The sequence below is a fragment of the Thioclava sp. IC9 genome, assembly GCF_002213225.1.
Classification (GTDB): Bacteria; Pseudomonadota; Alphaproteobacteria; order Rhodobacterales; family Rhodobacteraceae; genus Thioclava; species Thioclava nitratireducens.
The window spans coordinates 110,031-135,071 of record NZ_NBNX01000007.1 but is presented as its reverse complement, the minus strand read 5'-3'; the positions used below and the strand labels follow the sequence as shown (position 1 = coordinate 135,071).

Genomic DNA, 25,041 nt, shown 5'->3' with positions numbered 1-25,041 from the left:
ATCCCCCCACCTGATGTCGGAATTGAATCAGCGCCACGCCCAGCAATCAAGCGCGAGTTTTTCAACGGAATACGCCCTTGGTGTTCATGTGAAGGGTTCTGGGGTAGGGCGCGGCGCAGGCTTTTCCGGATCAAAACCCAGCTTTTCTCTTTCTGTGATTTTCTCTGACCGTTTTTTCAGGTCCGCTTTCCATACTGAGGACACCATCAAGTTAACCCGCGTGCCGGGTATCACATGTCCAAGGAGGAGCGCAGATGAAGGACACAGAAGTTGAATGTGAGGTCGACGTTAAGCGCAAGCGGCGCGAGATCCGGGCAACGGATGCCGAATGGGCCGGGATCAAGAACGCAGCTTCGGCGGCTGATCTCTCGATCTCCGATCATGTCTGTCGATGCACTCTCGCGGCGGACAACTCCCCGCGCGGCAAGCCGTCGGCCGCAATCCTGATCAGGGTCGAATGGGCGCTCTGTGAGCTCAACGAAATCCTTCGCGGCATTGCGCGGGAATTGGTCTCTACGGGCAAGATCGAGCCGAAGGCCTTGAATGCTCTCGTGCAATGCGAGGGCATGCTGATCAAGGTGGAGAGCGCGCTGCGCAAAAGCGGGCCGGTGCAATGATCATCGGCTGGACGAAATTCAAGGGGCACACCCTCGGCGACTATCAGCGGCTGGTCAATTATTTCGCCGCAGAAACGGCCGAAAAGCGGGTGAACACCTCGTTCATTTTGGTGCGGCGGCATCCGTCACCCGAGCTGCTGCGCGGCACTCCTGCGCACGTCCTGACCACGCTTGGGGCCCTGAACCATAAGCACCGTCTGTCGGCTTTCACGCTCACATTCACGGAGGACGATATCTCGGCCCGGGCGCTCAATGCGGGCGATCCGGATGTGCGTGACAGGGTGCGGCGCATTGTCGATCTGGCTCTGGAGGTCGCGTTTCCCGCTGTGCCCTACGACCGCCGGCCCGCAGCTCTCGTTACGACACATACGCACACCGGAAAGCTCGAGTTGAATTTCGCGCTCCCGCGGTGCGTGATCCGCGCGGATGGCCGGGTGCGTGCACACAATCCCTCCCCACCAGGCGAGCGCGCGCATGACCTTTGGTGGGCTTTCGTCGACACCGTAAACGCGCATTGCGGCTTCGATGACCCGGGGAATCTGGATCATGCGCGGCTCATCAAGCTGCCGAATGATATCGTCAAACAGCTGGCTGAAGCGCGGAGAAACCTGCGACGCTCCCCGTATGAAGTCCTGGAAGGGTTCATCCCCGCAGTCATCAACGAGGCATCGAGTATTCTCGCCGAGCGCGGGGCTCTGACCCGCCAGGATTTACAAAAGGCGATCATGCCAGTCGCGAAAGACTTCGGCCTGACGTTTAGGAAAAGCTCGGATTTCGGAACTACCTTTGTCTTTCGCTCCGAGGGGATTGAACGGCTGGTGACCTTCCGGGGCCCACTGATGAGCGAGGAATGCGATGAAACCGTCTCACGCTGGCCTAGCTGGAACGAAGAACGCCAGAAGATATTGAGAGCCGCCCCCGAGAGGCTCGCCTCGCGCTGGCTCGAGATGGCCGAAGATGTTTCCGAGCGGCATAAATTCGCGAAGCCCGACACCTTCGAAGGGCTCTCGGAATTCCTCGCGCCCGCGCCCAAGCCAGCGCGACGCGCTTTTCGTCAGAAGGACAGGGGGCTGCGGCCGATCGCTGGCCTCCTCCATCGTCTTGTAACCGAGCGCCTTATGGGCGGGCTCGTCGCGCGCCTCGTTACCGCGCTTCCCGAAAACCTCTTTGCCGAACCACGCAAAAAATTGGAGGCCCTCAATGGCCGATACACAAAGCAACTCGAGCCAAGTGAAACGTCAGGACATCCTGGATTTGATCGAGTCGAACCGACGTATCGCGGAACTCATTCCAGATCTCCAGGCGCTCCTGGCAATCGAGAAGGAGCGCGGGGTGGTCGAGCGACTGGATCAGATGATCGAGGATCTCGGCGCGATCTCGCAGCAGATCGCGAAAGCCGCGACTATGATGGGCGACGCGATCGAAGCGTTTCGCAAGGAAGCGCAGAAACGCGAGAAACGAGAGATGGAGGTCATCGAATTGATGGCCCTCGTGCACGAACGCTTGCGGCGTGTGGGCTGAACGAGTTGGACCTGCGGATTAAAGCGCTTCTCGATCGCCTTGGGGGTTCCAAGGGTGATGAGGATGAAAGGGTCGAAGACGCGCTCGAGCCAGCAGAAATCGTCGCGTCCGAGGATAACGACGATATTCTCCCCGGCGGGCCGTGAACGCTTCGGGCGTCACGAGCTCAATGGGCGACCGGCAGTCGCTCGAGCGCGTATTTCAGCACCTCCACTCCGATCACTATTCGTTCCTAGGATCGAGGAAAACTTCTGAATAGTTGTTTTTCAGGCTTACGAAATTAGGCCCACTAATTGAGCGCACGTATACATCGTAGACTTCGGCGGTTGCGCCCTCCCGCAACCACTTCTACCGAACTCGGATCAAGACGCTCACAGCCGCCTTCGGGCGGTCTCTTGCGTTGTGCTAAGCCCCGCAGAAGCAATGTGGAAGCAGGCGGAGCGCGTTCAAGAGTGTGGCGCACTAGCAACGTTTGACCGTGCGTGATCGGTCCCAAAACGCGTAGACTAAGACTGACCTGCTCCCCTTCGAGTCCGCGTTTATAGGTTAGCTCTGTTCAGGGTTTGGTCCTCTTTCGACCTTTGGTGATACTCCCACGGGGTGAGCCCGTCGAGGCTCGTGTGGGGGCGGTGATGGTTGTAGTCATCACGCCACGCCGCGATCAGACTGCGGGCATGACGCAGGTTGGCGAACAGGTGCTCGTTGAGGCATTCGTTCCTGAGGCGGCCATTGAAGCTCTCGACAAAGCCCTTCTGCATCGGTTTCCCCGGCGCGATGTAGTGCCATTCGACCCGGCGCTCCTCCTGCCATTTGAGGATGGCGTTGCTGGTCAGCTCGGTCCCATTATCGCTGACCACCATGCAGGGATGGCCTCTGACCTCGGCGATCCGGTCCAGCTCCCGGGCGACCCGGATGCCGGAGAGCGAGGTGTCGACGACCGCAGCCAGACATTCCCGGCTGAAGTCGTCGATCACGCACAGGATCCGGAAGCGGCGGCCATCGCTGAGGCTGTCCGACACGAAGTCGAGGCTCCAGCGCTGGTTCGGCCCCTGCGGGATCGCCATCGGCGCCCTGGTTCCCAGTGCCCGCTTGCGACCGCCCCGTTTACGGACTGTTAAGCCTTCTTCCCGGTAGATCCGGTAGAGCTTCTTCCAGTTCAACGCCCAGCCCTCCCGCCGCAGCAGGATGTGCAGACGCCGATATCCGAACCTCCGCCTCTCGCCCGACACCTCCCGCAGCCGCTCGCGCAACTCCCGGTCCTCCGGCCTGGTCGGCTGCCGCCGGTACACGCGCGGGTCGATCCCGGCCAGCGCACAGGCCCGCCGCTGCGAGTAGCTCTTCTCCTTCATGGCCCCATCCACGACGCGCAGCCTCGAACCGGGCCTCAGAAGCGCCCGCAGGCTCTCTCGAACGCATGGCGTTCGCCTGCTCCCATTCCCAACATCTCCTTCAGCGTCGCGACGTCGAGCATCTGTTCGGCCAGCGTTCTACGCACTTACGCGGCCCCACCGGGGCCACGGTCACTGCGAACTCTTCAGCTTCGCGTTCTCGGCCTCCAGCGCCTTCAGCCGGCGGGCGTCCGACACCTCCATGCCGCCATATCTCGAGCGCCACTTGTAGAAGGTCGCGTCGCTGATGCCATGATTGCGGCACAGCTCCTTCGCGCCCAGCCCGGCCTGGTGCTCCTTCAGGATGCCAATGATCTGCTCTTCGCTGAACCGGCTTCTCTTCATCGTCTGCCTCCTCGTCTGGAGAACAGGCTAACCTCAAAACGAGGACATTTCAGGGGAGCAGGTCAAACCTTCGCAACTGAAACATACGCAGTTTAGGCGAAAGTCCGTAATGATGAGCCGCGGCGTAACATCGTAGGGAACAACTGGACGCCGGTATGGGCCCTTAACTGAGATCTGGAAATGCCTGCCATCCAAGAAGCAAGTTTTCAGCACGCAAGTGATCTGGCTCAAGTGAGGCAGTGGTCAAATCGCGAATTAACCAGTGCGCCCTCGACATCCACCCGAACATTATCTGCAACTCCGTCCAGGTCAGATTTTTGCTGATGTCACCAAGTTCCACAGTGAGGTGAGCCTCATTGCCTTCTGGATGGATCTTCGCGGTGATCCCAATGAGACCGTGACAGACGAGGTTCCTGACGGATAGAGCTTCTCTTAGGTGAGCAGCAAGAACATCCGTCAGCTTTGAAGCCAGCTCACGCTGTCCGTTGCGAGGATGGATTTGGCCAGACCAGAGGGCAAGCCTCCGGGCGATCCCGTGCGCGGGCTTTGATGAACGTAAACCTTTAATCTGCAGCGCATCCAAGGACTATGCCAATTCTCTTTCGATCTGCGACCATAAAAAAATCAGCGAGCCGATAGCCCCTTTCATCTGTTCAAAACTTACCGTGGCATCGTCATTGATCATCTTGTGATCAATCTCACTCCCAGTCACGATCTGCACAAGAGCCAACGGACGGCGAATGTTCGGTCTGGTGAAGCTGCACCACGGGGTGAGCAGATCCGTAAATGACTGGAAGGTCCGCTTTACCGCCTCTCATTCCTCAAAAATGCTGCGCGATGCACGAACGACCGCTTCGACGGGCTGCAACGCAGCATTGGGTCATCGACTGAATGACCGGTCTGGGCCGAAAGCGTCAAACTTCCGGACAACACAGGGTCGCGGCGTCCGCATCACGCTTGATGAACGACCGGAATCGACGCGAGCTCTTGCGCTTGAGCCTTGAGCGATGCGGGGTGGAAAAACTCCCTGATCGCCAACGGAAAAAATCGAAAAAATTCCGATTGACGATTCATAGCAATTTTCCGACCGCGCAAACTTATGCGCAAATTGCGCAAACCTTTGGGTAGAACGCAAAGCTTTGCGCAAACCTACAACCCATCAGAAATCGAGGTTCTCCACCGCCAGGGCGTTCTGTTGGATGAACTCGCGGCGGGGTTCCACGACGTCGCCCATCAGCTTCGAGAAGATGTCCTCGGCCTCGGCCACGTCCTCGACTCGCACCTGAAGCAGGGTCCGCGCGGAGGGGTCGAGCGTGGTTTCCCACAGCTGCTCGGGGTTCATTTCGCCCAAACCCTTGTAGCGCTGCAGGCTCAGGCCCTTTTCTCCCTCGTTCAAGATCGCGTCGAGCAGTTCGAGCGGGCCGTGGATCAGGATTTCGCGCTCTTTGCGCACCAGCTTCGCCGGGCGGTCGTAGACCTCTTGCAGCTGCTCGGTCTGGCTGCCCAGACGGCGCGCTTCGCCCGAGCGCAGCACGGCACCGTCGAGCGTGCGGACCTCTTCCACGCCGCGCAGAACGCGGGCGAGGCGGATGCCGTGATCCTGCGTCGGACGGCCCTGCCAGCCGCGCTCGTATTCCAGAGCGACGAGGTCGAGGCGCTCGGCCACCGAGTTCGCGACGCCCTGCGCGTCTCCGTCGATCTTGCCCGGCACCATAGCGCCCGCGATCGCGGCCTGTTCGAGGATGTGATGCGGGTAATGGGTCGGGAAGGTTGCGAGGATCCGCTTGATCAGGCGGGCCTCTTCCACGACGCGCTTGAGATCCTGACCGCTGATCTCCTCACCGGTGTTGAGCCGCAGAATCGCCCCTTCGACGCCCATATCGATCAGGTAATCCTCCAGCGCGGTCTGATCCTTTAGGTAGACCTCGGACTTGCCGCGCGCGACTTTGTAAAGCGGCGGCTGCGCGATGTAGAGGTAGCCGTGCTCGATGATCTCGGGCATCTGGCGAAAGAAGAAGGTCAGCAGAAGCGTTCGGATGTGCGCACCATCGACATCCGCATCCGTCATGATGACGATCTTGTGGTAGCGCAGCTTGTCGATGTTGAATTCGTCACGACCGATTCCGGTGCCGAGCGCGGTGATCAGCGTGCCGATCTGATCCGAGCTGAGCATCCGGTCGAAGCGCGCGCGCTCGACGTTGAGAATCTTACCGCGCAGCGGCAGCACCGCCTGGTTCTTGCGCTCGCGGCCCTGCTTGGCTGAACCGCCCGCGGAGTCACCCTCGACGAGGAAGACTTCGGAGAGCGACGGATCCTTCTCCTGACAGTCGGCGAGCTTGCCGGGCAGGGAGGCCACATCCATCACCGTCTTGCGGCGCGTGAGTTCGCGTGCCTTGCGAGCAGCTTCCCGGGCCAACGCAGCCTCGATAATCTTGCCGACGATCTGCTTGGCCTCGTTCGGGTTTTCCTCGAACCATTCGGCGAGCTTCTCGTTCACGAGGTTCTCGACCGCCGGACGGACCTCGGAGGAGACCAGCTTGTCCTTGGTCTGGCTGGAGAATTTAGGATCGGGCACTTTCACCGAGAGCACGCAGGTCAGACCTTCGCGCGCGTCGTCGCCGGTGAAGTCGACCTTCTCGCGCTTGGCGATGCCGCTTTCCTGCGCGTATTTCGTGATCGTGCGGGTCAGCGCCCCGCGCAGGCCCGCCATATGGGTGCCGCCGTCACGCTGCGGAATGTTGTTGGTGAAGGGCAGCACGGTTTCGTGGTAGCTGTCGTTCCACCACATCGCGCATTCGACGCCGATGCCGCGCACCTCGCCGACCATGTAGATCGGGTCCTCCATCACGGCGTTTTTCGATCGATCCAGATATTTCACAAATTCCCGAACGCCGCCTTCATAGTGCAGCTCGGTCTTGAGCGGCTCGGCGGGGCGCTCGTCTTCGATGATGATACGAACGCCGGAGTTCAGGAAGGCCAGTTCGCGCAGACGCTTTTCCAGCGTGGCGAAGACGAACTCACGGTTCGAGAAGGTGCCCTCGGGATCGTCTTCCTTGCTTGACGCGAGGAAGCGCACCTCGGTGCCGCTCTCGTTCGGTGCCTCGCCCACGACATGCACATGCTCTACGCATTCGCCATGCTCGAAGCGCGCCTTGTGGATCTTGCCGTCGCGCCAAACCGTCAGTTCCAGCCAGTCCGACAGCGCGTTCACCACCGAGACGCCAACCCCGTGCAGACCGCCCGACACCTTGTAGGCGTTGCCGTCGTCGTCGGTGTTGTTGAATTTCCCGCCGGCGTGCAGCTGGGTCATGATGACCTCGGCCGCGGAGACGCCTTCTTCGGCGTGAATGTCGACGGGAATCCCGCGCCCATTATCACGCACGGAGACCGAAGAATCCGCGTGAATTTTCACGGCAACGTAGTCGGCGTGCCCCGCCAAGGCTTCGTCGATGCCGTTATCGACGACCTCGTAAACCATGTGGTGCAGGCCCGAGCCGTCATCGGTATCGCCGATATACATGCCGGGCCGTTTCCTAACGGCCTCCAAGCCCTTGAGAACCTTGATGGAATCGGCGCCGTATGCGTTCTTCTTCGGGGTGTCGTCGGTCATGCCTGCCCGTCCTTTATCTGTTGCCGGTTTTATATCGGCTGGGCCCGGGAATGTCACGCGTCAGACACAAGATTTAGGGGGTCACGTCACGGCGATAAGAAGGCCGACGAGGATCATCAGCCCACCCGCGATCCGGTTGAGCTTTGCGAGCTTGCCGCGGCTTTGTACAAAGGCGCGGATGCGGCCCACGAAGGCGGCGAGGATAAGGTTGCCGGTCAGCGGTACGATAGCCGAGATCAGACTGACCGTGGCGATGTCGATCCAGGTCATCGTGGCGATCGGAAAGAAGCCCGGCAGGATGCCCATGTAGAACAGGATCGCCTTGGGGTTGCCGATGATCACGATGAGCCCGGCGACGAAGCCCGCCCACATGCCCGGGCGCGTCAGGCGGCTGTCGGAGCTGATCTGATGTTCGGCATGGCGGATCAGGAGCGCCCCCATCCCCACGAACATCGCGACCGCCACCCAGCGCAGCGCATCGAGGAACCAGCTGAATTCGCCGACCAGCCACGATACGCCCAAGATTGCGAGTGCGGGCCAGACCATGTCGCCCACCGTCACGCCAAGCGCGAGCGGCCATGCAGAGGCGAACCCGCCGGCCATCGCGCGAGCGAGAAGGGCGAGCCAGACCGGCCCGGGGGTGAGGAAGAGAACCAGAAGCGCGCCGGTGTAGAGCGCGATCTGCGATAAGGTGAGGGTCATGGGAGGGTAAGGCTTCCGTCGTCGGCCAGCGGCCAGAAGGGATTATGGGCAAGTTCCCATACATGGTGGTCGGGATCGGCGTAATAGCCCGCATAGCCGCCCCAGAAAGTCTTCTCGGGGGCTTTCAATTCGGTTGCGCCTGCCTTGAGGGCGGCAGCAAAAGCGGCATCCACGTCTTCGGGGCTGTCGAAGTTCTGCGCCAGCGTCATCGCACCTGTGCCCAGCCTTGCGCGGGTAAGGCCCTGATCGGCGGCCAGCGCCGGCAAGGAGAACAGGCTCAGCGCCATCCCGTGCAACTGGTAGAAGGCGACGTCCTCCTGCTCGGCATGGGGCTGCCAGCCGAGCGCTGCGTAGAAGCGCTTCGACTGGTCGAGATCGGCCACGCCCAGCGTGATCAGCGTCACACGTTGCTGCGGATAGCTCACGGCATAGCCTCCCTCACCTCAGAGCCCTGCGGCCCCTCGACCACTTCGAGATATTGCCCCCGGTCCCCGAGCGCTTCGAACAGCTCAGCTCCCGTGCCGGTCATCAACACCTGCGCGCCCATCGCGCAGATTTCGTCATAAAGCGCCGCGCGCCGGCCGGAGTCCAGATGGGCGGCGACCTCGTCGAGCAAAAGCACCACATCCTCGCCCGCAAGCGCCCGCGCATTGGCGAGGATCAGCGAGATCAGCAGCGCCTTCTGCTCCCCGGTAGAGCATTGCGCGGCGGGGGCATCTTTCTCGACATATGTGGCGAGCAGATCGGCCCGGTGCGGCCCCTCCAGCGTGCGGCCCGCTGACATGTCGCGCGGGCGATTGGCGTCGAGGGCTGCGGCCAGATCCCCGGGGCCTTCGTTCTCGAGGACCAGATGCGCTGCTGGAAACGCCGTCGCCGCATCCGCCTGCGCCTGCATGATCCGCGTGAGGGCTTCGGCCCGGTTCGCCCGGATCGCAGCGCCCGCCTCGGCCATCTGTGCCTCCAGCGCGTGATACCAGTTCGGATCGCGGACCATGTCCTTGAGCAAGCGGTTCCGCTCGCGCATCGCCTTTTCATAGGCCAGCGTGACCTCGGCATGGGCGGGGGTGAAGCTCATCACCATCCGGTCGAGAAACCGCCTGCGCCCTTCGGCCCCTTCGATCCAGAGCCGGTCCATCGAGGGCACCAGCCACAGCACCCGCAGAATCTGCGCCAGTGCCACCTGCGGCGCGGCTTTGCCATCGATCTCGACCCGGCGGGACTCGCCGGGCAGGGCGGAGGTCTCGATCTCATGGGTGTCGGTGACGGCGCGCAGCTTCCAGCCAACGGCTTCGGCGCGGCGCATCAACTCGTCGGCCTGCGCCCGGCGCAGCCCACGCCCGGGTGAGAGCAGCGACACCGCCTCGAGGATATTCGTCTTGCCCGCGCCGTTGGGCCCGTAGATTGCCACGGGCCGCCCGTCGAAAGCGATTTCGGCACGACGATGCGAGCGGAACTGCAATATCTTCAGTTCACGCAGCATCGCGCCTCTTCTTCTCGATGGAAATATCCCCGCCGGAGGCTTCCGTCAGGCCTCACACGCGCATCGGCATGACCACATAGACCGCCGAAGTGTCGCCACCTTCGCGCATCAGGGTCGGATCGCCCGAGGAATTGAACAGGAAGACGGCATTTTCGCGATCGACCTGGCTCGCGATCTCGAGCAGGTATTTCGCGTTGAAACCGATCTCCAGCGGCTCGTCGGCATAGGCCACGACCAGCTCTTCTTCCGCGGCACCGGCATCGGGTGCGTTGACCGAAAGTACCAGCTTGTCGGCTTCCAGAGCCAGTTTCACCGCGCGCGACCGCTCCGACGAGACGGTCGCCACACGGTCCACCGCTTTTGCGAATTCCGATGCGTCGACTTCCAGCTGGCGGGTGTTCCCGGTCGGGATGACGCGGGTGTAATCGGGGAAGGTGCCGTCGATGACCTTCGAGGTCAGCGTGATCACCGGGGTCGCGAAACGGACCTTGGTTTCCGAGACCGAGACCGCGATTTCCTGATCGTCGTCCTCCAGCAGCTTGCGCAGCTCGTTCACCGTTTTGCGGGGCACGATCACGCCGGGCATACCCGAGGCGCCTTCGGGCAGGCCGGAATCGATACGCGCCAGACGGTGACCGTCGGTGGCGACGCAGCGCAGCACCTGACCGTCTTCGCCGGTCGCGATATGCATGTAGACGCCGTTGAGGTAATAGCGGGTCTCTTCAGTCGAGATCGCGAATTTCGACTTGTCGAACAGGCGCTTGAGCACCCCGGCCTTGGCCGTGAAATTCGCGGTGTATTCCGAAGAAGCCATCACCGGGAAGTCTTCCTTCGGCAGCGTGGCGAGGTTGAAGCTCGACCGACCGGCCTGCACGTTCAGACGCCCGGCAGCCGGGTCGTCCGAGATCGAGACCAGCGCGCCATCGGGCAGTTTGCGCACGATTTCATGCAGCATGACCGCCGAGACCGTCGTGGCCCCGGCCTGTTCGACCTGCGCGGGCGCCTTGTCGACCACCTCGATATCGAGGTCGGTCGCGCGGAACTGGACAGTGTCGCCTTCGGCTTCGATCAGCACGTTAGCAAGGATCGGGATCGTGTTGCGGCGTTCCACAACGGATTGCGCTTGCGAGACGGCCTTGAGCAGCGCGGCGCGTTCGATGCTGAATTTCATGTCGATCCCTCACGACTTTCCGGGGCTGGCAAGGTAGCACCTCGCGCCACCGGCACAACGGTTTTCGCAGACATTCGGTCGCTTTGTCCGGAGCGTCAAGCCCAGCGGGCCAGATCAGCTTTCAAGGAGGCGGCGGAGCAACTCGATATCTTCGGCGAGCTGCGAATCCGTGCCGCGCAGTTCCTCGATCTTGCGGATGCCGTGCATGATCGTGGTGTGATCGCGCCCGCCGAAGCGGCGCCCGATATCGGGAAGCGAGCGGGTGGTCAGCGATTTCGCGAGGAACATCGCCACCTGGCGCGGACGAGCGATGGCGCGCAGGCGCTTGGGCCCCACGAGATCGGAGAGACGGACGTTGTAATGCTCCGCCACCTTGCGCTGGATTTCTTCGACGGTGACCTTGCGCTCGGACTGACGCAGCTGGTCCTTGAGGCATTCCTGCGCCAGATCCATCGTGATCTCGCGCCCGATCAGCGAGGCATAGGCGAAGAGGCGGGTCAGCGCGCCTTCGAGGATACGCACGTTCGAGGTGATCCGGTGTGCCACGAATTCCAGAACGCCGGGGGCGATCTGCAGGTCGGGATACTGAACCTTGTAGGCTTCGGTCTTGGTCTGAAGAATACCGAGGCGCAGTTCGTAATCGGTCGGGTGCAGGTCGACGACGAGACCGCAGGACAGGCGCGACTTGATGCGCTCTTCGAGGTCCTTGATCTCGCCCGGGGCACGATCCGCCGAAATGACGATCTGTTTGCCCTGATCCACGAGCGCGTTGAACGTGTGGAAGAACTCTTCCTGCGTGGAATCTTTCCCGGCGATGAACTGCACATCGTCGACCATCAGAACGTCGATCGAGCGGAACATCTCCTTGAAGTCCATGATCTGCTTTTCGCGCAGCGCCTGCACGAAGCGATACATGAACTGCTCGGCCGAAAGGTAGAGCACGCGCAGATCCGGACGCTGATGCTGCAGGTCATGCGCGATCGCATGCATCAGGTGAGTCTTACCAAGCCCGACGCCGCCATAGAGGAACAGCGGGTTGAACGTGACCGGGCCGCCTTCGGCAACGCGCTTGGCGGCGGCATGGGCCAGTTCGTTCGGCTTGCCGACGACGAAGCTGTCGAAGGTGAAGCGCGAATCTAGCGGCGCGCCGGGAAGCGGCTCGTCGGGACGCGGGGTCTTGCGGAGCTTGGCGGCTGCAGCGGGAGCCGGGGCAGGGGCCGGAACCGCAGGGCGGGTCGCGCCATTCGCCGTGCCGTTCATCGGACGACGGGACGGGACCGAGATGTCGACGCGCTCTGCAGAGATGCCCGCCCGACGCAGTTCGCTCAGGATCGGTTCCGCAAAGTTGCGCGAGACCCAGTCGCACATGAATTTCGTCGGTGCTTGGAATGAGGCGATGCCGTCCTCGAGGTCGATCAGCTCAAGCGGAGCGATCCAGGTCGTGTAGTTGTTTTGCCCAACAGCTTTTTGAAGCTCATTGCAGACCTGCCCCCAAGTTTCGTCCGTCATTTTTCCGCCCATCGCCAAACACAAATAAGTTGCGTCTTCGTCCCTTGGGATTGCGGCAAGCCCGGCTGGCAGCTCGGCCTCGATTACAAACAGACACGACCTACCTGCCGGGATTGAAACCCGGTTTCAGGCAGAGTTGCCGAAAGTGAGGAGTTGGACCCCCTCGAGAATCGGAATCGCATTTCGCTGGTCGCCAACAGGCTTTTTCATTTGTCGTGGCAGACTTATTTGCCCCCGACGGCCAGATAAATGCGTCATGTCCCCCAAGGCGACGTGAATCGCAGGTAGAAGCTAGCAAGCTGGCGAGCCAGCAGGCAACCGACCTTTGCGCTTGACGTGAGATTCCCCGAAACGAATCTGAGGGGGCTGCGCAAAACTGCAACAGTTTCGTGTCAAGGCACTGATTGTCCAAGAAAAAACGCGCCCACCAAATAGGCGGACGCGTTTTTTCTCAAGGAATCCAGCGTATTCCGGAGTCGGCTCGACCTCGGGGCGCAGATCAGGCGTTGAGAGCCTTCACGCGCGACGCAAGGCGCGAGACTTTGCGCGATGCGGTGTTCTTGTGCAGAACGCCCTTGGTGACGCCGCGAGCCAGCTCGGGCTGGGCAGCGCGCAGAGCGTTTGTTGCCGCTTCGTAGTCGCCCGAAGCGATCGCTTCTTCGACCTTGCGGATGAAGGTACGGATGCGCGAACGACGAGCTTTGTTGACGTCTTGGCGGCGCTCGTTCTGACGGGCGCGTTTCTTGGACTGGGGCGTGTTAGCCATGTGTATCTTCCCACTTTCCGGGTCTGTTCAAATCTTTCAATCGCACGACAGACCCCGGGCTCCAGCGAACCTAGATGATTCTAGCCTAAGCGGGCTCCACGCGCATGTGAGGCGGCCTCATAAGGCAAATTGCGCAAAAGGGAAAGGGAATAATGAAAAGCGGGGCCGAAGCCCCGCCATCTGGTGTCGTGCGAGCGGCCCGAAAGGGCTCACTTGTCGCGGAATTGAGGCTCGCGCTTTTCGAGGAAGGCAGCCATGCCCTCTTTCTGGTCGTCGGTGGCGAAGAGCCCGTGGAACAGACGACGCTCGAACAGGATGCCTTCGTTCATCGTCGTCTCGTAGGAGCGGTTCACCGCTTCTTTCGCGGCGCGAGTCGCAAGCATCGACTTCTCGGCGATCTTCTGCGCCGCAGACATCGTCTCGGGGATCAACTTGGCATTCGGGACGACCCGGCTGACAAGTCCCGACCGTTCGGCCTCGCCGGCATCCATGAAGCGGCCCGTGAGGTGCATGTCCATCGCCTTGGACTTGCCCACGAAGCGCGTCAGGCGCTGGGTGCCGCCGATCCCGGCGATCACGCCGAGATTGATCTCGGGCTGGCCGAACTTGGCGTTCTCCGCGCAGATGATGAAATCGCACATCATCGCCAATTCGCAACCGCCGCCGAGCGCGTAGCCCGCCACTGCAGCGATGATCGGTTTGCGGATGCGGTTGATGGCATCCGCTTCCTTGCCGAAGAAGTCGCTCGTGAACATGTCCACGAAGCTCTTTTCCGACATTTCCTTGATGTCTGCGCCAGCCGCGAAGGCCTTTTCCGAACCGGTGATGACGATGCAACGCACCTTGTCATTCTCTTCCGCCGATTTCAGCGCCTCGGCCAGTTCCCCCAGCAATTGGGAGTTCAGGGCGTTCAGTGCGTCGGGGCGGTTGAGCCGGATCAGGGCAACGTAATCCTCGATCTCGACGATCAGGGTCTGGTAGGCCATTTCGGTCTTGCCTTTCCTTGTCTCTGAACGGGACTCCTAGCAGAGCGTCAAATCAGATCAAGCGTCTTGTGAGGCCGGAGCGCTGCGTCATTTCTGGCAGGCCGGGCAGAAAAAGGTGGATCGTCCGGATTGAACGATGCGCCGGATCGGCGTGCCGCAAGTGCTACAGGGCGCGTCCTCGCGGTCGTAGACATGGAAGCTGTGCTGGAAATATCCCAGTTCCCCATCCGCTTGCCGATGGTCGCGCAGAGACGACCCTCCCGCCGAGATCGCCTCGGTCAGCACCTCGCGGATGATCGGTACCAGCGAGGCGATGCGTGCGTTCGAAATCCGCTTCGCCTGACGGCGCGGGTCGATACCTGCCCGGTGCAGCACCTCGCAGACATAGATGTTGCCCAGACCCGCCACGACATGCTGGTCGAGCAGGGCAGACTTGATCGGGGTCGCGCGGCGTTTGAGCGCCTCGACCAGATAGTCTTCGTGGAAGTCGTTACCGAAGGGCTCGGGGCCCAGGCCCGCCAAAAGCCAATGCGCCTGCTCGCGCTCGGTCAGCACCAGATCCATCGCCCCGAAGCGACGCGCGTCATTGAAGGTCACACGTCCGCCACCCGCCATGTGCAAAACAACGTGATCGTGTTTCGCAGGCGCGGGATGTTCGAGGTGAAACTCGCCAAGCGCCACGCCCGAGACCAGCATGCGGCCCGACATCCCGAGGTGGATCAGCAGGCTTTCTCCGCTGTCGAGATCCGCGAGGATGTATTTCGACCGTCGCCGCAGACGGTCCACGCGAGCCCCCTGCAACCGCTCGGCCATCCGCTCGGGCAGGGGCCAGCGCAGGTCGGGCCGATTGACTTCGGCACGTTCGATCCGATGGCCTTCCATGGCCGGGACCAACCCGCGACGAACCGTCTCGACCTCGGGCAATTCGGGCATAGTTCCTCCTCATCGCATTGTCTTGGGGCAAAGGGCCCCTATAAGAAGGGGGTGAAATGAGGATCGGCAAGGGCCCATGAGCGCAGAGCAATCAAAGACCACGCATTTCGGTTTTCAGACCGTGGACGAAGATGCCAAGGCAGGCATGGTTCACGGCGTGTTTTCGCGAGTGGCATCGAAATACGACATCATGAACGACCTGATGAGCATGGGCATCCACCGCGTCTGGAAGGACGCGATGATGGATTGGCTCGCGCCGCGACCGGGTCAAAAGTTGCTCGACGTGGCGGGCGGGACCGGCGACGTGTCCTTCCGCTTCTTGAAACGCGCAGGCTCGGGCCACGCGACGGTCTGTGACATGACCGAATCGATGCTGATCGAGGGCCGCAAGCGCGCCGAGGCCGAAAGCATGGCCGACAGTCTCGACTGGGTGGTCGGCGACGCGATGGCGCTGCCCTTCGCGGATAATTCCTTCGACGTCTACACGATCTCTTTTGGCATCCGGAACGTGACGCGGATCGCGGATGCGCTCTCGGAGGCCTATCGGGTGCTCAAGCCTGGTGGACGGATCATGGTGCTCGAATTCAGTCAGATCCCGAATGAACTGATGCAGAAGGCCTATGATCTCTACTCCTTCAACGTGATCCCGAAGATGGGCGAAATCGTCGCAAATGACCGCGACAGCTACCAGTACCTGGTGGAATCGATCCGCAAGTTCCCCTCGCAGGAGACCTTCGCGCAGATGATCCGTGAAGCCGGGTTCGACAATGTCTCCTACCGAAATCTGTCGATGGGAATCGCGGCGCTGCACTCGGGCTGGAAACTTTAACCGATGCGTGGACCCCACAACATCTGGCGCCTGATCCGGACGGGTGCGACCTTCATCCGAACGGGCGCGATGCATCAGGCGCTTGAGGCGATGGATGCGCCGCCGCGGCTGCGCGCCGTGGCCTATGCGATCAGCGCGCCCTTCGCGTGGCTTGGCTACAAGGGCGATCCGGAGCTACCGCCAGTCACGCGCGCGATCACCGCGCTGGGCCCGGCCTATATCAAGTTCGGTCAGGTCCTCTCGACGCGGCCGGACGTGGTCGGCGCCGAATTGGCCGATCAGCTGCGCGTGCTGCAGGACAAGCTGCCGCCCTTCGAGACCTCTATCGCCAAGCGTATGGTCGAAGACGAACTGGGCGCGCCCGCCGATCAGCTGTTCATCGAGTTTTCCGAGCCCGTCGCCGCCGCTTCGATCGCGCAGGTCCATTCCGCGCGCCGTGCGGACACGGGTGAACGGGTCGCGGTGAAGGTATTGCGCCCGGGGATCGAGCGCGCTTTCCGTCGCGATCTCGACGCCTTCCATTTCGCCGCCGCGATGATCGAGCGGATTTCGCCCGCGTCGCGGCGCTTGCGCCCGAGCGAGGTAATCAAACATTTCGAATCCGTGGTTCTGGGCGAGTTGGATCTGCGTCTGGAGGCGGCTTCGGCTTCGCAATTCGGCGCCAATACCGTAGGTGATGCGGGCTTCCTAGTGCCACAGCCGGTCTGGAACCTCTCGGCCAAGCGGGTGATGGTGCTTGACTGGGCGGAAGGTCTGCCGATGGGCGACCCGACGGGGCTGCGCGATGCGGGACATGACGTGGCCGCCATCGGCGAGCGCGTGTTGCAGCTGTTCCTTAGCCATGCGCTGCGCGACGGGTTTTTCCATGCCGACATGCATCATGGCAATCTCAAGGTGGCTGGGAACGGGGATATCCTCGCCTATGATTTCGGGATCATGGGGCAGATCGACGAATATACCCGCCGGGTCTATGCCGAGATACTCATGGGCTTCATCCAGCGCGACTACAAGCGTGTGGCCGAGGTGCATTTCGAGGCTGGTTACGTCCCCGCCGATCGCGATGTCGACGAGTTCGCTCTGGCGCTGCGCGCCGTGGGCGAGCCGATCTTCGGGATGGACGCCGCCCATATCTCGATGGCGCGGCTTTTGGCCTATCTCTTCGAGGTGACGGAGCGCTTCGGGATGCAGACCCAGACGCAGTTGATCCTGCTGCAGCGCACGATGGTCGTTGTTGAAGGCGTGGCGCGTTCGCTCCACCCGTCCATCAACATGTGGGAAGTCGCGAAGCCGGTCGTGGAGAAATACATTCGCGAAAGCCTCGGTCCGCGTGCCATCGCGAATGATCTGCGCAAGACGGTGCAGGTTCTGGGTCGCTTCGGGCCGCAACTTCCTGACCTCGTGAAGGCGGCGATCCGCAAGCAGACCGAACCGACACCGCCCCCGGTGACGGTGACCCGCTGGCGCTACGCGGCACTGATCTCAGCCGGGACGGCCCTTCTGCTGCTTGGCGTCGTCCTGGGCGAGCTGCTTTAACCCTCCCGCAGCGCGCTGACCGTATCGGCGGGAACTTTGGCCCCGCCTTCGAGCGTCAACATCGCGCCGTTAGCGCCTGCTTGCACCTCGACCACCCGGCTATAGGCCGCGACCGGATCGGTGCCGATCAGATTGCCCGCCGCGTAGCTTTGCAGCGAGAAGCGGTATTGCCCAGCCCCTAGCGATTGGCCGGCCTCGTTGGTTCCGTCCCACGCATAGCTTTCGAGCGCAGGCGAAATCAGCTTCTTCGCGACCTGTTCCTCGGTCGAATCCGTGATCACCAGAACGGCTGCGTCGGCCCCCGATTGCGCCGCGGGCGCAAGGTCGATCGGCGTCGAGCCGTCGAAGTAACTCGGTGCCTCCGCGCGGGCCTGCATTCCAACCCAGCTCGCCAGTTCGCTCAAACCGCCAAGTCCAATCTGGCCTGACAGAGCGATCAGCAGATCGTTGGTCTTTACCTGTTGCTCGACGCTGGAGAATGTCGCGAGTTGCACCGCGAAATCGGCGCTTTCGATCGGATTGAGCGGATCCTGATTTTTCATCTGGGCGGTGAGCATCGTCAGGAAGGTTTCGAAATCCGAACTGAGCGCCGAGGGGGCTTTTGAATCGCCACTGTTCGCTGCGGCCGTGGCGGCGACGTTGGGGTTCGTCGGGGTTACGGGGGAAGTGGTGGTGGTCATGATGATCTCCTACATGCGCAGGTCGAGCCCGCCTTTGTGTGGGGCTAGGCGGGTGGCGGGGCGCGGATTGGGGTCAATCGGCGTCTCAATGTGGGCGACGCCCGGGCCAGTACCTGACCTGTCGAATATATCGGGCCGCCGCTGGGGGCGCTCCTCGCGCTGGCTGAACTGAAAATCGAGCGTGCCGTAACCCAAGTCGTGTATTTCGCGCGCGAAAGTATCGATATGGCGGCGCATGAGGTCGAGTGTTTCGGCGCGATCGGCCTGTATCGCGACCGTCATGCCATGCTGGCTTGCATGGAGGATCATGCGCACGTGGCCCAATTCTTTCGGCGAAAGCGCAATTTCCACTGGCCGATCGGGCATCCGCTGCAGTGAAATACCAATTTGATGCGCTATTGACTGCGCGATAGAAGCCGGGGCGGGCTGCGGCGCTGAACTTGTCGGCGCCGCCCCGCCTGTCCCCGCAGCCAGTGGTGCGCTGTGCGCGGCTGAGGTTTCGGGCGTCTCAGCCGTACTGAACCGCGCTCTGGGCAACTGGGACCTCTCCGTGTCCCCCTGCGCCGCCCGAAGCGCAGCTGTCCCCAGATAGATAGCCTGAGCATGGCTCATGCGAGCAGTCGGGGCATGGGCCGCAACGTCCATGGGTAGAATATCACGATCCACCCGGACCGAGGGTTCGCGCGCCTCGGCTTTGTCATTCTTGGACGTATCGCTTGATGTGCTGAAAAGGCGCGCGGTGTTGAACTGTGGTTGTGGCGGCGGCTGCCAGCGGGTAGAGGCCCGCGCAATTTCTGCGTCGACTGGCGGAGCTTTGGCCGCCAAAGCGTAGTGAGGGTCTGATGCTTTCCCGCTCTGCACTACTTTTGCGGACACGGCGACCGTTTCGACCGTTTCCAAGGATGCGCTCCGCCGCACTGTGATCCCCGCAGCTCCCGCGCTTGGAGGCATAGCGTCGGCTGCCTCGGTGCTTGTGGCCGGTTTTGACGTGAAAACCGGCGTCGCGGCTTCGTGGTCGCCTCTGTTCGGGGATGCTTGCGCCGGCGCTGCCTCTGGCCCATGGCGGATTACAGCCCGGATCGCTTCCCCGTTCGCTTTCGCTGCGGTGTTACTCCGCCCCTGAAAAAACGATTCTGCGGATAGAGATGGCGCCTGAGTCCCGGCTTCTGCAGGAGGCGCGTGCGCGGACCGCGCCGTCTCCTCGGTCTCCGCGGGCAAAGTTTCCGGCGAGGCACGGGAACGGAGAGGCTTTGTGCCTCCCGTGTCCCTTTTCCTGTGACGCTTTGATGCAACATGCTCAGCTACTGGCTGCTCATTCTCGGGGGCCGGGGCGAGCGACTCGTTCACGTCGAAGGTTGTTTTCGGGGCATGCTCGGCACTGTGAACGACCACACTATCGGAAGCAGACGCACCGGTTCTTGCCGGCAAGGACACCGCAGATGTTTGCCCGGGATTGGTGGTTCTTTGTTCTCGCGCGTCGCTCGGCACCGCGAGTGGCTCCCGGTTCGACAGTGATCGTGGTGCCAGTCCATCCTGTCTGGAGTCGTTTCTTTGGGGCTCGATATGTGGTTGCATCGTGATTCCGCTCGAAACTGGAGCAGAAGTCATCACGTTGACGGAGGTAGTCTCAGCGACTTTTGCTGCGGCTTTTGTCGGGTGCGTTTCGCTGGACTTGTCTGTCTCGGCGCCGTTCTCTCTCCCTCGAGGGCGCGCGTCGCCGTCTCTCGCGGCAACGTTCTTCTCCGTGGGCTTCACGATATCGGTCCCTTTGACCTGGTTTCGTTCGACCGTGGAAGCAGACTGCAGTTGGCGATGGGATTTCTGCCGTCCAAGCAGCACGATGACCTCAGACAAGTCATTTGAAACCGATGCGCGGAGAACGGCACCCTCTCTCTCCTCATGCGCGGACTGATCGTCCTCTGATCCTGCGCCGCTCTCCTTTGATGCGGCCGCGTCCGTATTACGAGCTTCGTCGGTAGTAGGCGCCGCTGCCTCGGCCACGAGCGCGAAATCCCCGCTCGGCGCTTCATCCGCCCCGGTATTGACGGTCGCTGAGTTGATTTGGCTGCCCAAGCCTTTCGGCATTTCTGGCATCGGAAAGGGAATCATGGTCCTCACGACCTCTGTCTGTGTCGAAACCACTATCGCGCCAGGAACTTACCGATTCTTTACGCCCGACTGGCAGAGTGCAGAAAATTATCCGCAATTGGAGAGTTCGATGCTTCGCCCGACCATGTCACCAGGGCCGCGTGCCCCGGTCCTTTCGCCGCAAGACGCCAAACTTTTCGCGAAAGCCAAGGCGTTCGAAGCTGGTTTCCTTTCGGAAATGTTGAAAGAGGCCGGACTGCAGGCTGACGACGGCGCTTTCGGCGGCGGCATCGGGGAAGCGCAATTCGCATCTTTCTTAAGAGTCGAACAGTCGAAGGCCATGGTCGACGCAGGGGGGATCGGCCTTGCCGAAGTCATCTTCGAATCGCTCAAGAACGGAGGACAGGATGCCTGAAACGAATGCCGCGGAAGAGCTCATCTCGCTACTGCGCCTCGAACGAGAAGCAATCCGGTCGGCGGAGTTCTCCGACCTCATTGCCTTGAGCGACCGAAAGGAGCGCGCGATGGCCGCGCTGACGAAGCCTGATCGCGGCAGGGTCGAGCAGATTCAGGCGCTTGCTCGCGAGAATCAGGTGCTGCTGGCCTCTGCTCTGGAAGGAGTGCGCGCTGCGCAGGCCCGTCTCGAGGTAATTGTGGCGGCGGCGAAAGGCTTCGATTCCTATGACCGAGAAGGGCGTCCGCAGCCTATTCGCCGCGGTAGTGCGGATTTCGAGCGGCGTGCATAAGCTGTTAATCATGAAAGACATTTCTCAAGAGTTTAGGGACAGGATTTAGCAGGTTGTTAGCCTTTGCTCGGCCATTGTGGCGCCGCATCCAAGCGATGGCGCGCTTCAAAGCTCACGAGGCGCATTGGTCAGAAAGCCATGAGCGCCGCGTCGAACACGCGGCTTTGCAACCGAGTGACGCAAAGCGTCGACATTAAAAGGATAAATCATGTCCAGCATTCTGACGAATACCGGCGCCATGATCGCGCTGCAGACCCTGAAAGGGATCAATTCCGGCCTCGCCACCACCCAATCTGAAATCTCGACCGGCAAATCGGTCGGCTCGGCGAAAGACAACGCGGCCGTATGGGCGATTTCGAAGGTCATGGAGTCCGACGTAAAAAGCTTCTCTGGCATTTCGGATAGCCTCGCGCTGGGGGAATCGACTGTCGCGGTGGCCCGTAAGGCCGCCGAAACCGTGACTGACCTGCTGACCGATATGAAAAGCAAGATCGTCGCGGCACAGGAGTCGAATGTCGACCGCGACAAGATTCAGACGGATATCGACGCACTTCAGGAGCAACTGACGTCGGTCGTCGGGGCGGCGCAGTTCAATGGCCTGAACCTGGTCGATGGCTCCTCGGCTGCGACCGTTAAAGTGCTGTCGTCGCTCGACCGCGCCTCGGACGGCACCGTTTCCGCGAGCCATATCGACGTCACCGCCCAAAACCTCTCTGTCGGCAGTTACTCTGCGAAAGCGGCCTTCACCGGTTCGGCCGGGGTGTCTACCGATAAGGATACCGCCGCCACGACTCTCGCCAAGGCTGATACGACGGGAGTCAAAGTCTTTCTCGATGACACGGTTACCTGGGCCGCGGGCGATAGCGTGAAGGTCAGCCTCGGAGATCAAACGGTCAGCTACACGCTCTCCGAAGCGGATGCGGCGCAGACCGGCACTGCACGCACCGACTTGATCGCCGCTGGACTGAAATCGGCGATCGACGCGCTGGGCATCGCCAACCTGCAAGTCGACTTCACCGCCGGTGTGAGCACCACCAGCGACTCGACCCTGACCTTCAAGAATGATGGCGGCGCCGATCTGGCCGGCGATCTGACGATCGTGTCGCAATTCCTCAATGCGGGCTCGGGCGGTCTCGCCGCGGTCGCATCGATCGACGTGACCACTGACGCGGGGGCGACCGCTGCGCTCACCAATATCGAGACGCTGATCCAGACGGCAACCGATGCGGCTTCTTCCTTCGGTTCGGTCGAGGGCCGGATCGGCACGCAAGCCGACTTTATCTCCAGCCTCAGCGACTCGCTCAAGGCCGGTATCGGGTCGATGGTAGACGCGGATATGGAAGAGGCCTCGGCACGGCTTCAGGCTCTGCAAACTCAGCAACAGCTAGGTATCCAGGCGCTCTCGATCGCCAATCAGCAGCCCCAGAACATCCTTTCGCTGTTCCGTTAAAGTTCGGGTAGGGGCGCCTGATCCGGCGCCCCCGCTTCCCTCATGCCCTCCGCACATGATCAGTTTCAGTCACCGGAAGGATTTCCCGTGTACGCGACGACTTTGGCCAAAACGGCCTATTCCAATCCGAGCCAGCCGATGCGCACACCGCGCGGTCTCGAATTCGAGCTATTTGCCCGCATCACGCGTCGCCTTAAACAGGTGTCTTCGCAGGACGTGCCCTTTGCCGCGCTGGCAGAAGCGATCTTCGAAAACCGCCGCCTCTGGACCGCGCTCGCGGCGGATGTGGCGGATCCCGAGAATGGCTTGCCGCAGGACCTCCGCGCGCGCATTTTCTTTCTAAACGAGTTCACGCAGGCGCATAGCCGTCTCGTCCTTTCGGAAAAGCGTTCGGTCGATGTTTTGATCGACGTGAACACCGCAATCATGCGCGGGTTGCGGCAAGAAGGGATCAAACAATGAGCGGCCTCGTGCTTAAACTCGCCCCAAAGGAGAGAGTGCTGATTAATGGCGCGGTTATCGAAAACGGAGATCGCCGATCGCGGCTCGCGATCATGACGCCGAACGCAAATATCCTGCGGCTGCGCGACGCGATCCATCCGGAAGAGGTGAACACGCCTGTCCGGCGCGTGTGCTATATCGCGCAGCTCGTGCTGTCGGGGGACACCGACCCCGAAGAGGCAAGGATGCAGTTGCTTCGGGGGATCGAACAACTCAGCCAAGTTCTCAAGGATCACGATAGCCGGGCGCAGCTGAATGCGGCCACGCTCGCCGTGATCGAGAACCAGCATTACCAAGCGCTGAAGGCGCTACGGACGCTTCTCCCACGGGAGGAACGTCTCCTCGCCGCGGGCGCGTCATGACTTATCAACCCGTTATTCCCTTTTCCGGGTTCGCGGGGTGGCGGTTTCTCTCGCGCACGATGGAAACGCAGAAGGCGGCTTTCGCGGCGTCGTCGGAAAACCAGCGTCTTGATCGCTATTTCCGTGAGACGATCGGAAGCATCGATGCGGCACAGGAACTGGTCGATGACCGGCGCCTTTTGAGCGTGGCGCTGGGCGCGTTCGGTCTCGATGCGGATCTCGACAACAAGTACTTCATCCGCAAAGTACTCGAAGAGGGGTCTTTGGATCGCACGGCGCTTGCCAATAAGCTGTCGGATAAAAGCTATCTCGCACTGACCAAGGCATTCGGTTTTGGAGATTTCGCTATTCCGCGCACCAAGCTCTCAACATTCGCGGATGAGATCCTGAACCAATTCGAGAGCCGGGAATTCGAAGTCGCGGTCGGCGGGGTCGACAACGACATGCGCATGGCGATGTCCCTTCAGCGTGATCTGCCCGCACTCGCGGCAAGGGACATGTCCGAGCCTGCGAAATGGTACACGATTATCGGATCGCCCGCTTTGAGCCGGGTCTTCCAGACCGCGCTCAACCTGCCGCCGAGTGTCGGCGCTTTGGATGTCGAGCAGCAGCGCGACATCTACATGTCCAAGGCGCAACGCGTCTACGGCACCTCCGATCCGGCTGAACTCGCCGCGCCGGAGAAGCTGGCTGCCCTGACGCGGGACTATCTACTGCGCGCGCGGCTTTCGAACATGGCCAGCGTCTCTCCGCAGAATGTCGCGCTCAGCCTGTTGCGGAACACAGGGACGCAGGGCCTGTCCCTTCGACTCTAGGCTTTAGGGGAACTGCGCTGCACGGCGCAGCTCGCCCGTTTTCAGGCCGCGCCAATTGGTGATTGGCCCGGTCAATCTGCGATGCACCACGGGCGCGTTGGCATCGAGCGCACCAAGGCGGATCAGCAGCGCGATTATCGCCGCTTCCGAGGCCCGGGTTGCGCCATCAGTGATTTTCAGGGCGACGCCGCGCTTCTGATCCGGAAGCATGGCGACGTAGACGCCTTCCGCACCGGTTTTGACGGCGACACGCCCGTTCGCCTCGCGCATGATTTCGGTGCAGGCGCGCCCTTCGCCCGCGACCATTTCAGGATACTCCATCATCGCGTCGACCAGTCGGGCGGCAGCGCGCGCCCGCAGATCGCCGTCCGGTTTCGCCGACGCGAAGAATTGCATCGCACGCGCGAGGCCAGCGAGGCTGGTCGCGAAATTCGGGGCCGAGCATCCGTCGATCCCATAGCGCGGAGAGCTCTCTTCGGTCACCTCTTCAAAGGCGGATTTCACGGCGCGCTGCACCGGGTGATCGATATCGATATAGTCCGGCCCGCCGCTCAGATGCCGGTTCAGCGTCAGGAAGCCGGCATGTTTGCCCGAGCAATTGTTGTGTGCTTGGCAAGGCGCGTCGTCCGCGCAGATCAGATGTTTCTTCTCGGCCTTGTCGCGCGGCAGATGGGCCCCGCAGCGCAGATCATCGTCCTTCATCCCGAGCGTCGCGAGCCAGTCTTCGACTGCGGCGCGGTGCATGCGAGCGCCGGAATGGCTCGCGCAGGACAGGGCCAACTGGGAAGTGGTCAGGCCAGCCGCCTCCGCCGCCCCGCTTTCCAGCAGCGGCAAAGCCTGAATCATCTTCACGGACGATCTCGGAAAAATTACTGTTTCGGGATCGCCCCAAGCCGCTTCGATGCCCTCGGGGCCGAAGATCACTGCATGGCCATGATGGACGGATTCACACATCCCTCCGCGCCATAGCTCAATCATTGCCTCGGGTGCCGTCATCGCCTGCCTCCTA

The 25,041-nt window shown here is 61.6% G+C and carries 24 protein-coding genes and 1 pseudogene; 11 read left to right on the top strand and 14 right to left on the bottom strand.

The features are described from left to right. The 3 genes from B6V76_RS20085 to B6V76_RS19750 all read left to right on the top strand — a co-directional run. Positions 1–274, top strand: a 274-nt coding sequence (locus tag B6V76_RS20085; protein ID WP_206184228.1) for a hypothetical protein, incomplete at its 5' end; no start/stop codon positions are given. Continuing rightward, positions 255–617: a hypothetical protein gene (locus tag B6V76_RS17110; protein WP_088728013.1), complete on the top strand. Its 363-nt coding sequence runs from the start codon at positions 255–257 to the stop codon at positions 615–617. The genes B6V76_RS20085 and B6V76_RS17110, both read left to right, overlap by 20 nt. Beyond that, a complete protein-coding gene (locus B6V76_RS19750) occupies positions 614–2,284 on the top strand; it encodes a hypothetical protein (protein ID WP_141104935.1) in 1,671 nt (556 codons plus the stop codon). Before B6V76_RS17110 ends, B6V76_RS19750 begins: the two co-directional genes overlap by 4 nt. A 393-nt stretch (positions 2,285–2,677) precedes the next feature. Here B6V76_RS19750 and B6V76_RS17090 read toward each other — a convergent pair. The 11 genes and pseudogenes from B6V76_RS17090 to mutM all read right to left on the bottom strand — a co-directional run bounded on the left by B6V76_RS17090 (position 2,678) and on the right by mutM (position 15,028). Continuing rightward, positions 2,678–3,871, bottom strand: a pseudogene (locus tag B6V76_RS17090) (IS3 family transposase). 163 nt (positions 3,872–4,034) lie between these two features. Then, positions 4,035–4,454 (bottom strand): hypothetical protein, encoded by a 420-nt coding sequence (locus B6V76_RS19745; protein ID WP_141104934.1) that lies wholly within the window; start codon positions 4,452–4,454, stop codon positions 4,035–4,037. Positions 4,455–5,030: 576 nt separating this feature from the next. Then, complete coding sequence (gene gyrB / locus B6V76_RS17085; RefSeq protein ID WP_075776770.1) at positions 5,031–7,481, bottom strand: DNA topoisomerase (ATP-hydrolyzing) subunit B; 2,451 nt, start codon at positions 7,479–7,481, stop codon at positions 5,031–5,033. Positions 7,482–7,562: 81 nt separating this feature from the next. After that, positions 7,563–8,183 carry a LysE family translocator gene (locus B6V76_RS17080; RefSeq protein ID WP_075776771.1) on the bottom strand — a complete coding sequence of 207 codons (621 nt, stop codon included), beginning with the start codon at positions 8,181–8,183 and terminating at the stop codon, positions 7,563–7,565. Further along, positions 8,180–8,608, bottom strand: a complete 429-nt coding sequence (locus B6V76_RS17075; protein ID WP_075776772.1) for a VOC family protein — start codon at positions 8,606–8,608, stop codon at positions 8,180–8,182. Before B6V76_RS17075 ends, B6V76_RS17080 begins: the two co-directional genes overlap by 4 nt. Beyond that, entirely contained in the window at positions 8,605–9,663 is a 1,059-nt protein-coding gene (recF, locus tag B6V76_RS17070) for a DNA replication/repair protein RecF (RefSeq protein ID WP_088728009.1), read from the bottom strand. Before recF ends, B6V76_RS17075 begins: the two co-directional genes overlap by 4 nt. 52 nt (positions 9,664–9,715) lie before the next feature. Beyond that, positions 9,716–10,834: a DNA polymerase III subunit beta gene (dnaN, locus tag B6V76_RS17065; protein WP_078521612.1), complete on the bottom strand. Its 1,119-nt coding sequence runs from the start codon at positions 10,832–10,834 to the stop codon at positions 9,716–9,718. A 114-nt stretch (positions 10,835–10,948) separates the two neighbouring features. After that, complete coding sequence (dnaA, locus tag B6V76_RS17060; RefSeq protein WP_088728016.1) at positions 10,949–12,343, bottom strand: chromosomal replication initiator protein DnaA; 1,395 nt, start codon at positions 12,341–12,343, stop codon at positions 10,949–10,951. A gap of 499 nt (positions 12,344–12,842) precedes the next feature. Beyond that, positions 12,843–13,109 (bottom strand): 30S ribosomal protein S20, encoded by a 267-nt coding sequence (gene rpsT, locus B6V76_RS17055; protein ID WP_075776775.1) that lies wholly within the window; start codon positions 13,107–13,109, stop codon positions 12,843–12,845. Between the two features lie 209 nt (positions 13,110–13,318). Further along, positions 13,319–14,095, bottom strand: a complete 777-nt coding sequence (locus B6V76_RS17050; RefSeq protein WP_088728008.1) for an enoyl-CoA hydratase — start codon at positions 14,093–14,095, stop codon at positions 13,319–13,321. A gap of 87 nt (positions 14,096–14,182) precedes the next feature. Further along, a complete protein-coding gene (gene mutM / locus B6V76_RS17045; RefSeq protein WP_075776777.1) occupies positions 14,183–15,028 on the bottom strand; it encodes a bifunctional DNA-formamidopyrimidine glycosylase/DNA-(apurinic or apyrimidinic site) lyase in 846 nt (281 codons plus the stop codon). 76 nt (positions 15,029–15,104) lie between these two features. Here mutM and ubiE point away from each other — a divergent pair, with 76 nt between their 5' ends. Beyond that, positions 15,105–15,857, top strand: a complete 753-nt coding sequence (gene ubiE, locus B6V76_RS17040) for a bifunctional demethylmenaquinone methyltransferase/2-methoxy-6-polyprenyl-1,4-benzoquinol methylase UbiE (RefSeq protein ID WP_075776778.1) — start codon at positions 15,105–15,107, stop codon at positions 15,855–15,857. A 3-nt stretch (positions 15,858–15,860) separates the two neighbouring features. After that, positions 15,861–17,390 carry a 2-polyprenylphenol 6-hydroxylase gene (ubiB, locus tag B6V76_RS17035; RefSeq protein ID WP_088723400.1) on the top strand — a complete coding sequence of 510 codons (1,530 nt, stop codon included), beginning with the start codon at positions 15,861–15,863 and terminating at the stop codon, positions 17,388–17,390. Here ubiB and B6V76_RS17030 read toward each other — a convergent pair. Continuing rightward, positions 17,387–18,070 carry a flagellar hook capping FlgD N-terminal domain-containing protein gene (locus B6V76_RS17030; RefSeq protein WP_088728007.1) on the bottom strand — a complete coding sequence of 228 codons (684 nt, stop codon included), beginning with the start codon at positions 18,068–18,070 and terminating at the stop codon, positions 17,387–17,389. The genes ubiB and B6V76_RS17030 overlap by 4 nt on opposite strands. 9 nt (positions 18,071–18,079) lie before the next feature. After that, positions 18,080–18,970, bottom strand: coding sequence for a flagellar hook-length control protein FliK (locus B6V76_RS20015; protein ID WP_166504622.1), 891 nt, complete (start codon positions 18,968–18,970; stop codon positions 18,080–18,082). A 1,333-nt stretch (positions 18,971–20,303) separates the two neighbouring features. Here B6V76_RS20015 and B6V76_RS17020 point away from each other — a divergent pair. From B6V76_RS17020 to B6V76_RS16995, 6 genes are all read left to right on the top strand, one after another. Beyond that, positions 20,304–20,573: a rod-binding protein gene (locus B6V76_RS17020; protein WP_206184230.1), complete on the top strand. Its 270-nt coding sequence runs from the start codon at positions 20,304–20,306 to the stop codon at positions 20,571–20,573. Then, complete coding sequence (locus tag B6V76_RS17015) at positions 20,566–20,904, top strand: flagellar export chaperone FlgN (protein WP_075776783.1); 339 nt, start codon at positions 20,566–20,568, stop codon at positions 20,902–20,904. Before B6V76_RS17020 ends, B6V76_RS17015 begins: the two co-directional genes overlap by 8 nt. Positions 20,905–21,112: 208 nt before the next feature. Further along, complete coding sequence (locus B6V76_RS17010; RefSeq protein WP_075776784.1) at positions 21,113–22,354, top strand: flagellin; 1,242 nt, start codon at positions 21,113–21,115, stop codon at positions 22,352–22,354. An 87-nt stretch (positions 22,355–22,441) separates the two neighbouring features. Then, positions 22,442–22,816: a flagellar biosynthesis regulator FlaF gene (gene flaF, locus B6V76_RS17005; protein WP_077701342.1), complete on the top strand. Its 375-nt coding sequence runs from the start codon at positions 22,442–22,444 to the stop codon at positions 22,814–22,816. Further along, positions 22,813–23,217: a flagellar biosynthesis repressor FlbT gene (gene flbT / locus B6V76_RS17000; RefSeq protein WP_075776786.1), complete on the top strand. Its 405-nt coding sequence runs from the start codon at positions 22,813–22,815 to the stop codon at positions 23,215–23,217. The genes flaF and flbT overlap by 4 nt, the downstream gene beginning before the upstream one ends. Next, positions 23,214–24,032 (top strand): DUF1217 domain-containing protein, encoded by an 819-nt coding sequence (locus B6V76_RS16995; RefSeq protein ID WP_088728004.1) that lies wholly within the window; start codon positions 23,214–23,216, stop codon positions 24,030–24,032. Before flbT ends, B6V76_RS16995 begins: the two co-directional genes overlap by 4 nt. A gap of 3 nt (positions 24,033–24,035) precedes the next feature. Here the strand turns inward: B6V76_RS16995 and B6V76_RS16990 are convergent, their stop codons facing one another. Continuing rightward, positions 24,036–25,028, bottom strand: coding sequence for an asparaginase (locus tag B6V76_RS16990; protein ID WP_088728003.1), 993 nt, complete (start codon positions 25,026–25,028; stop codon positions 24,036–24,038). Positions 25,029–25,041 lie beyond the last annotated feature (13 nt).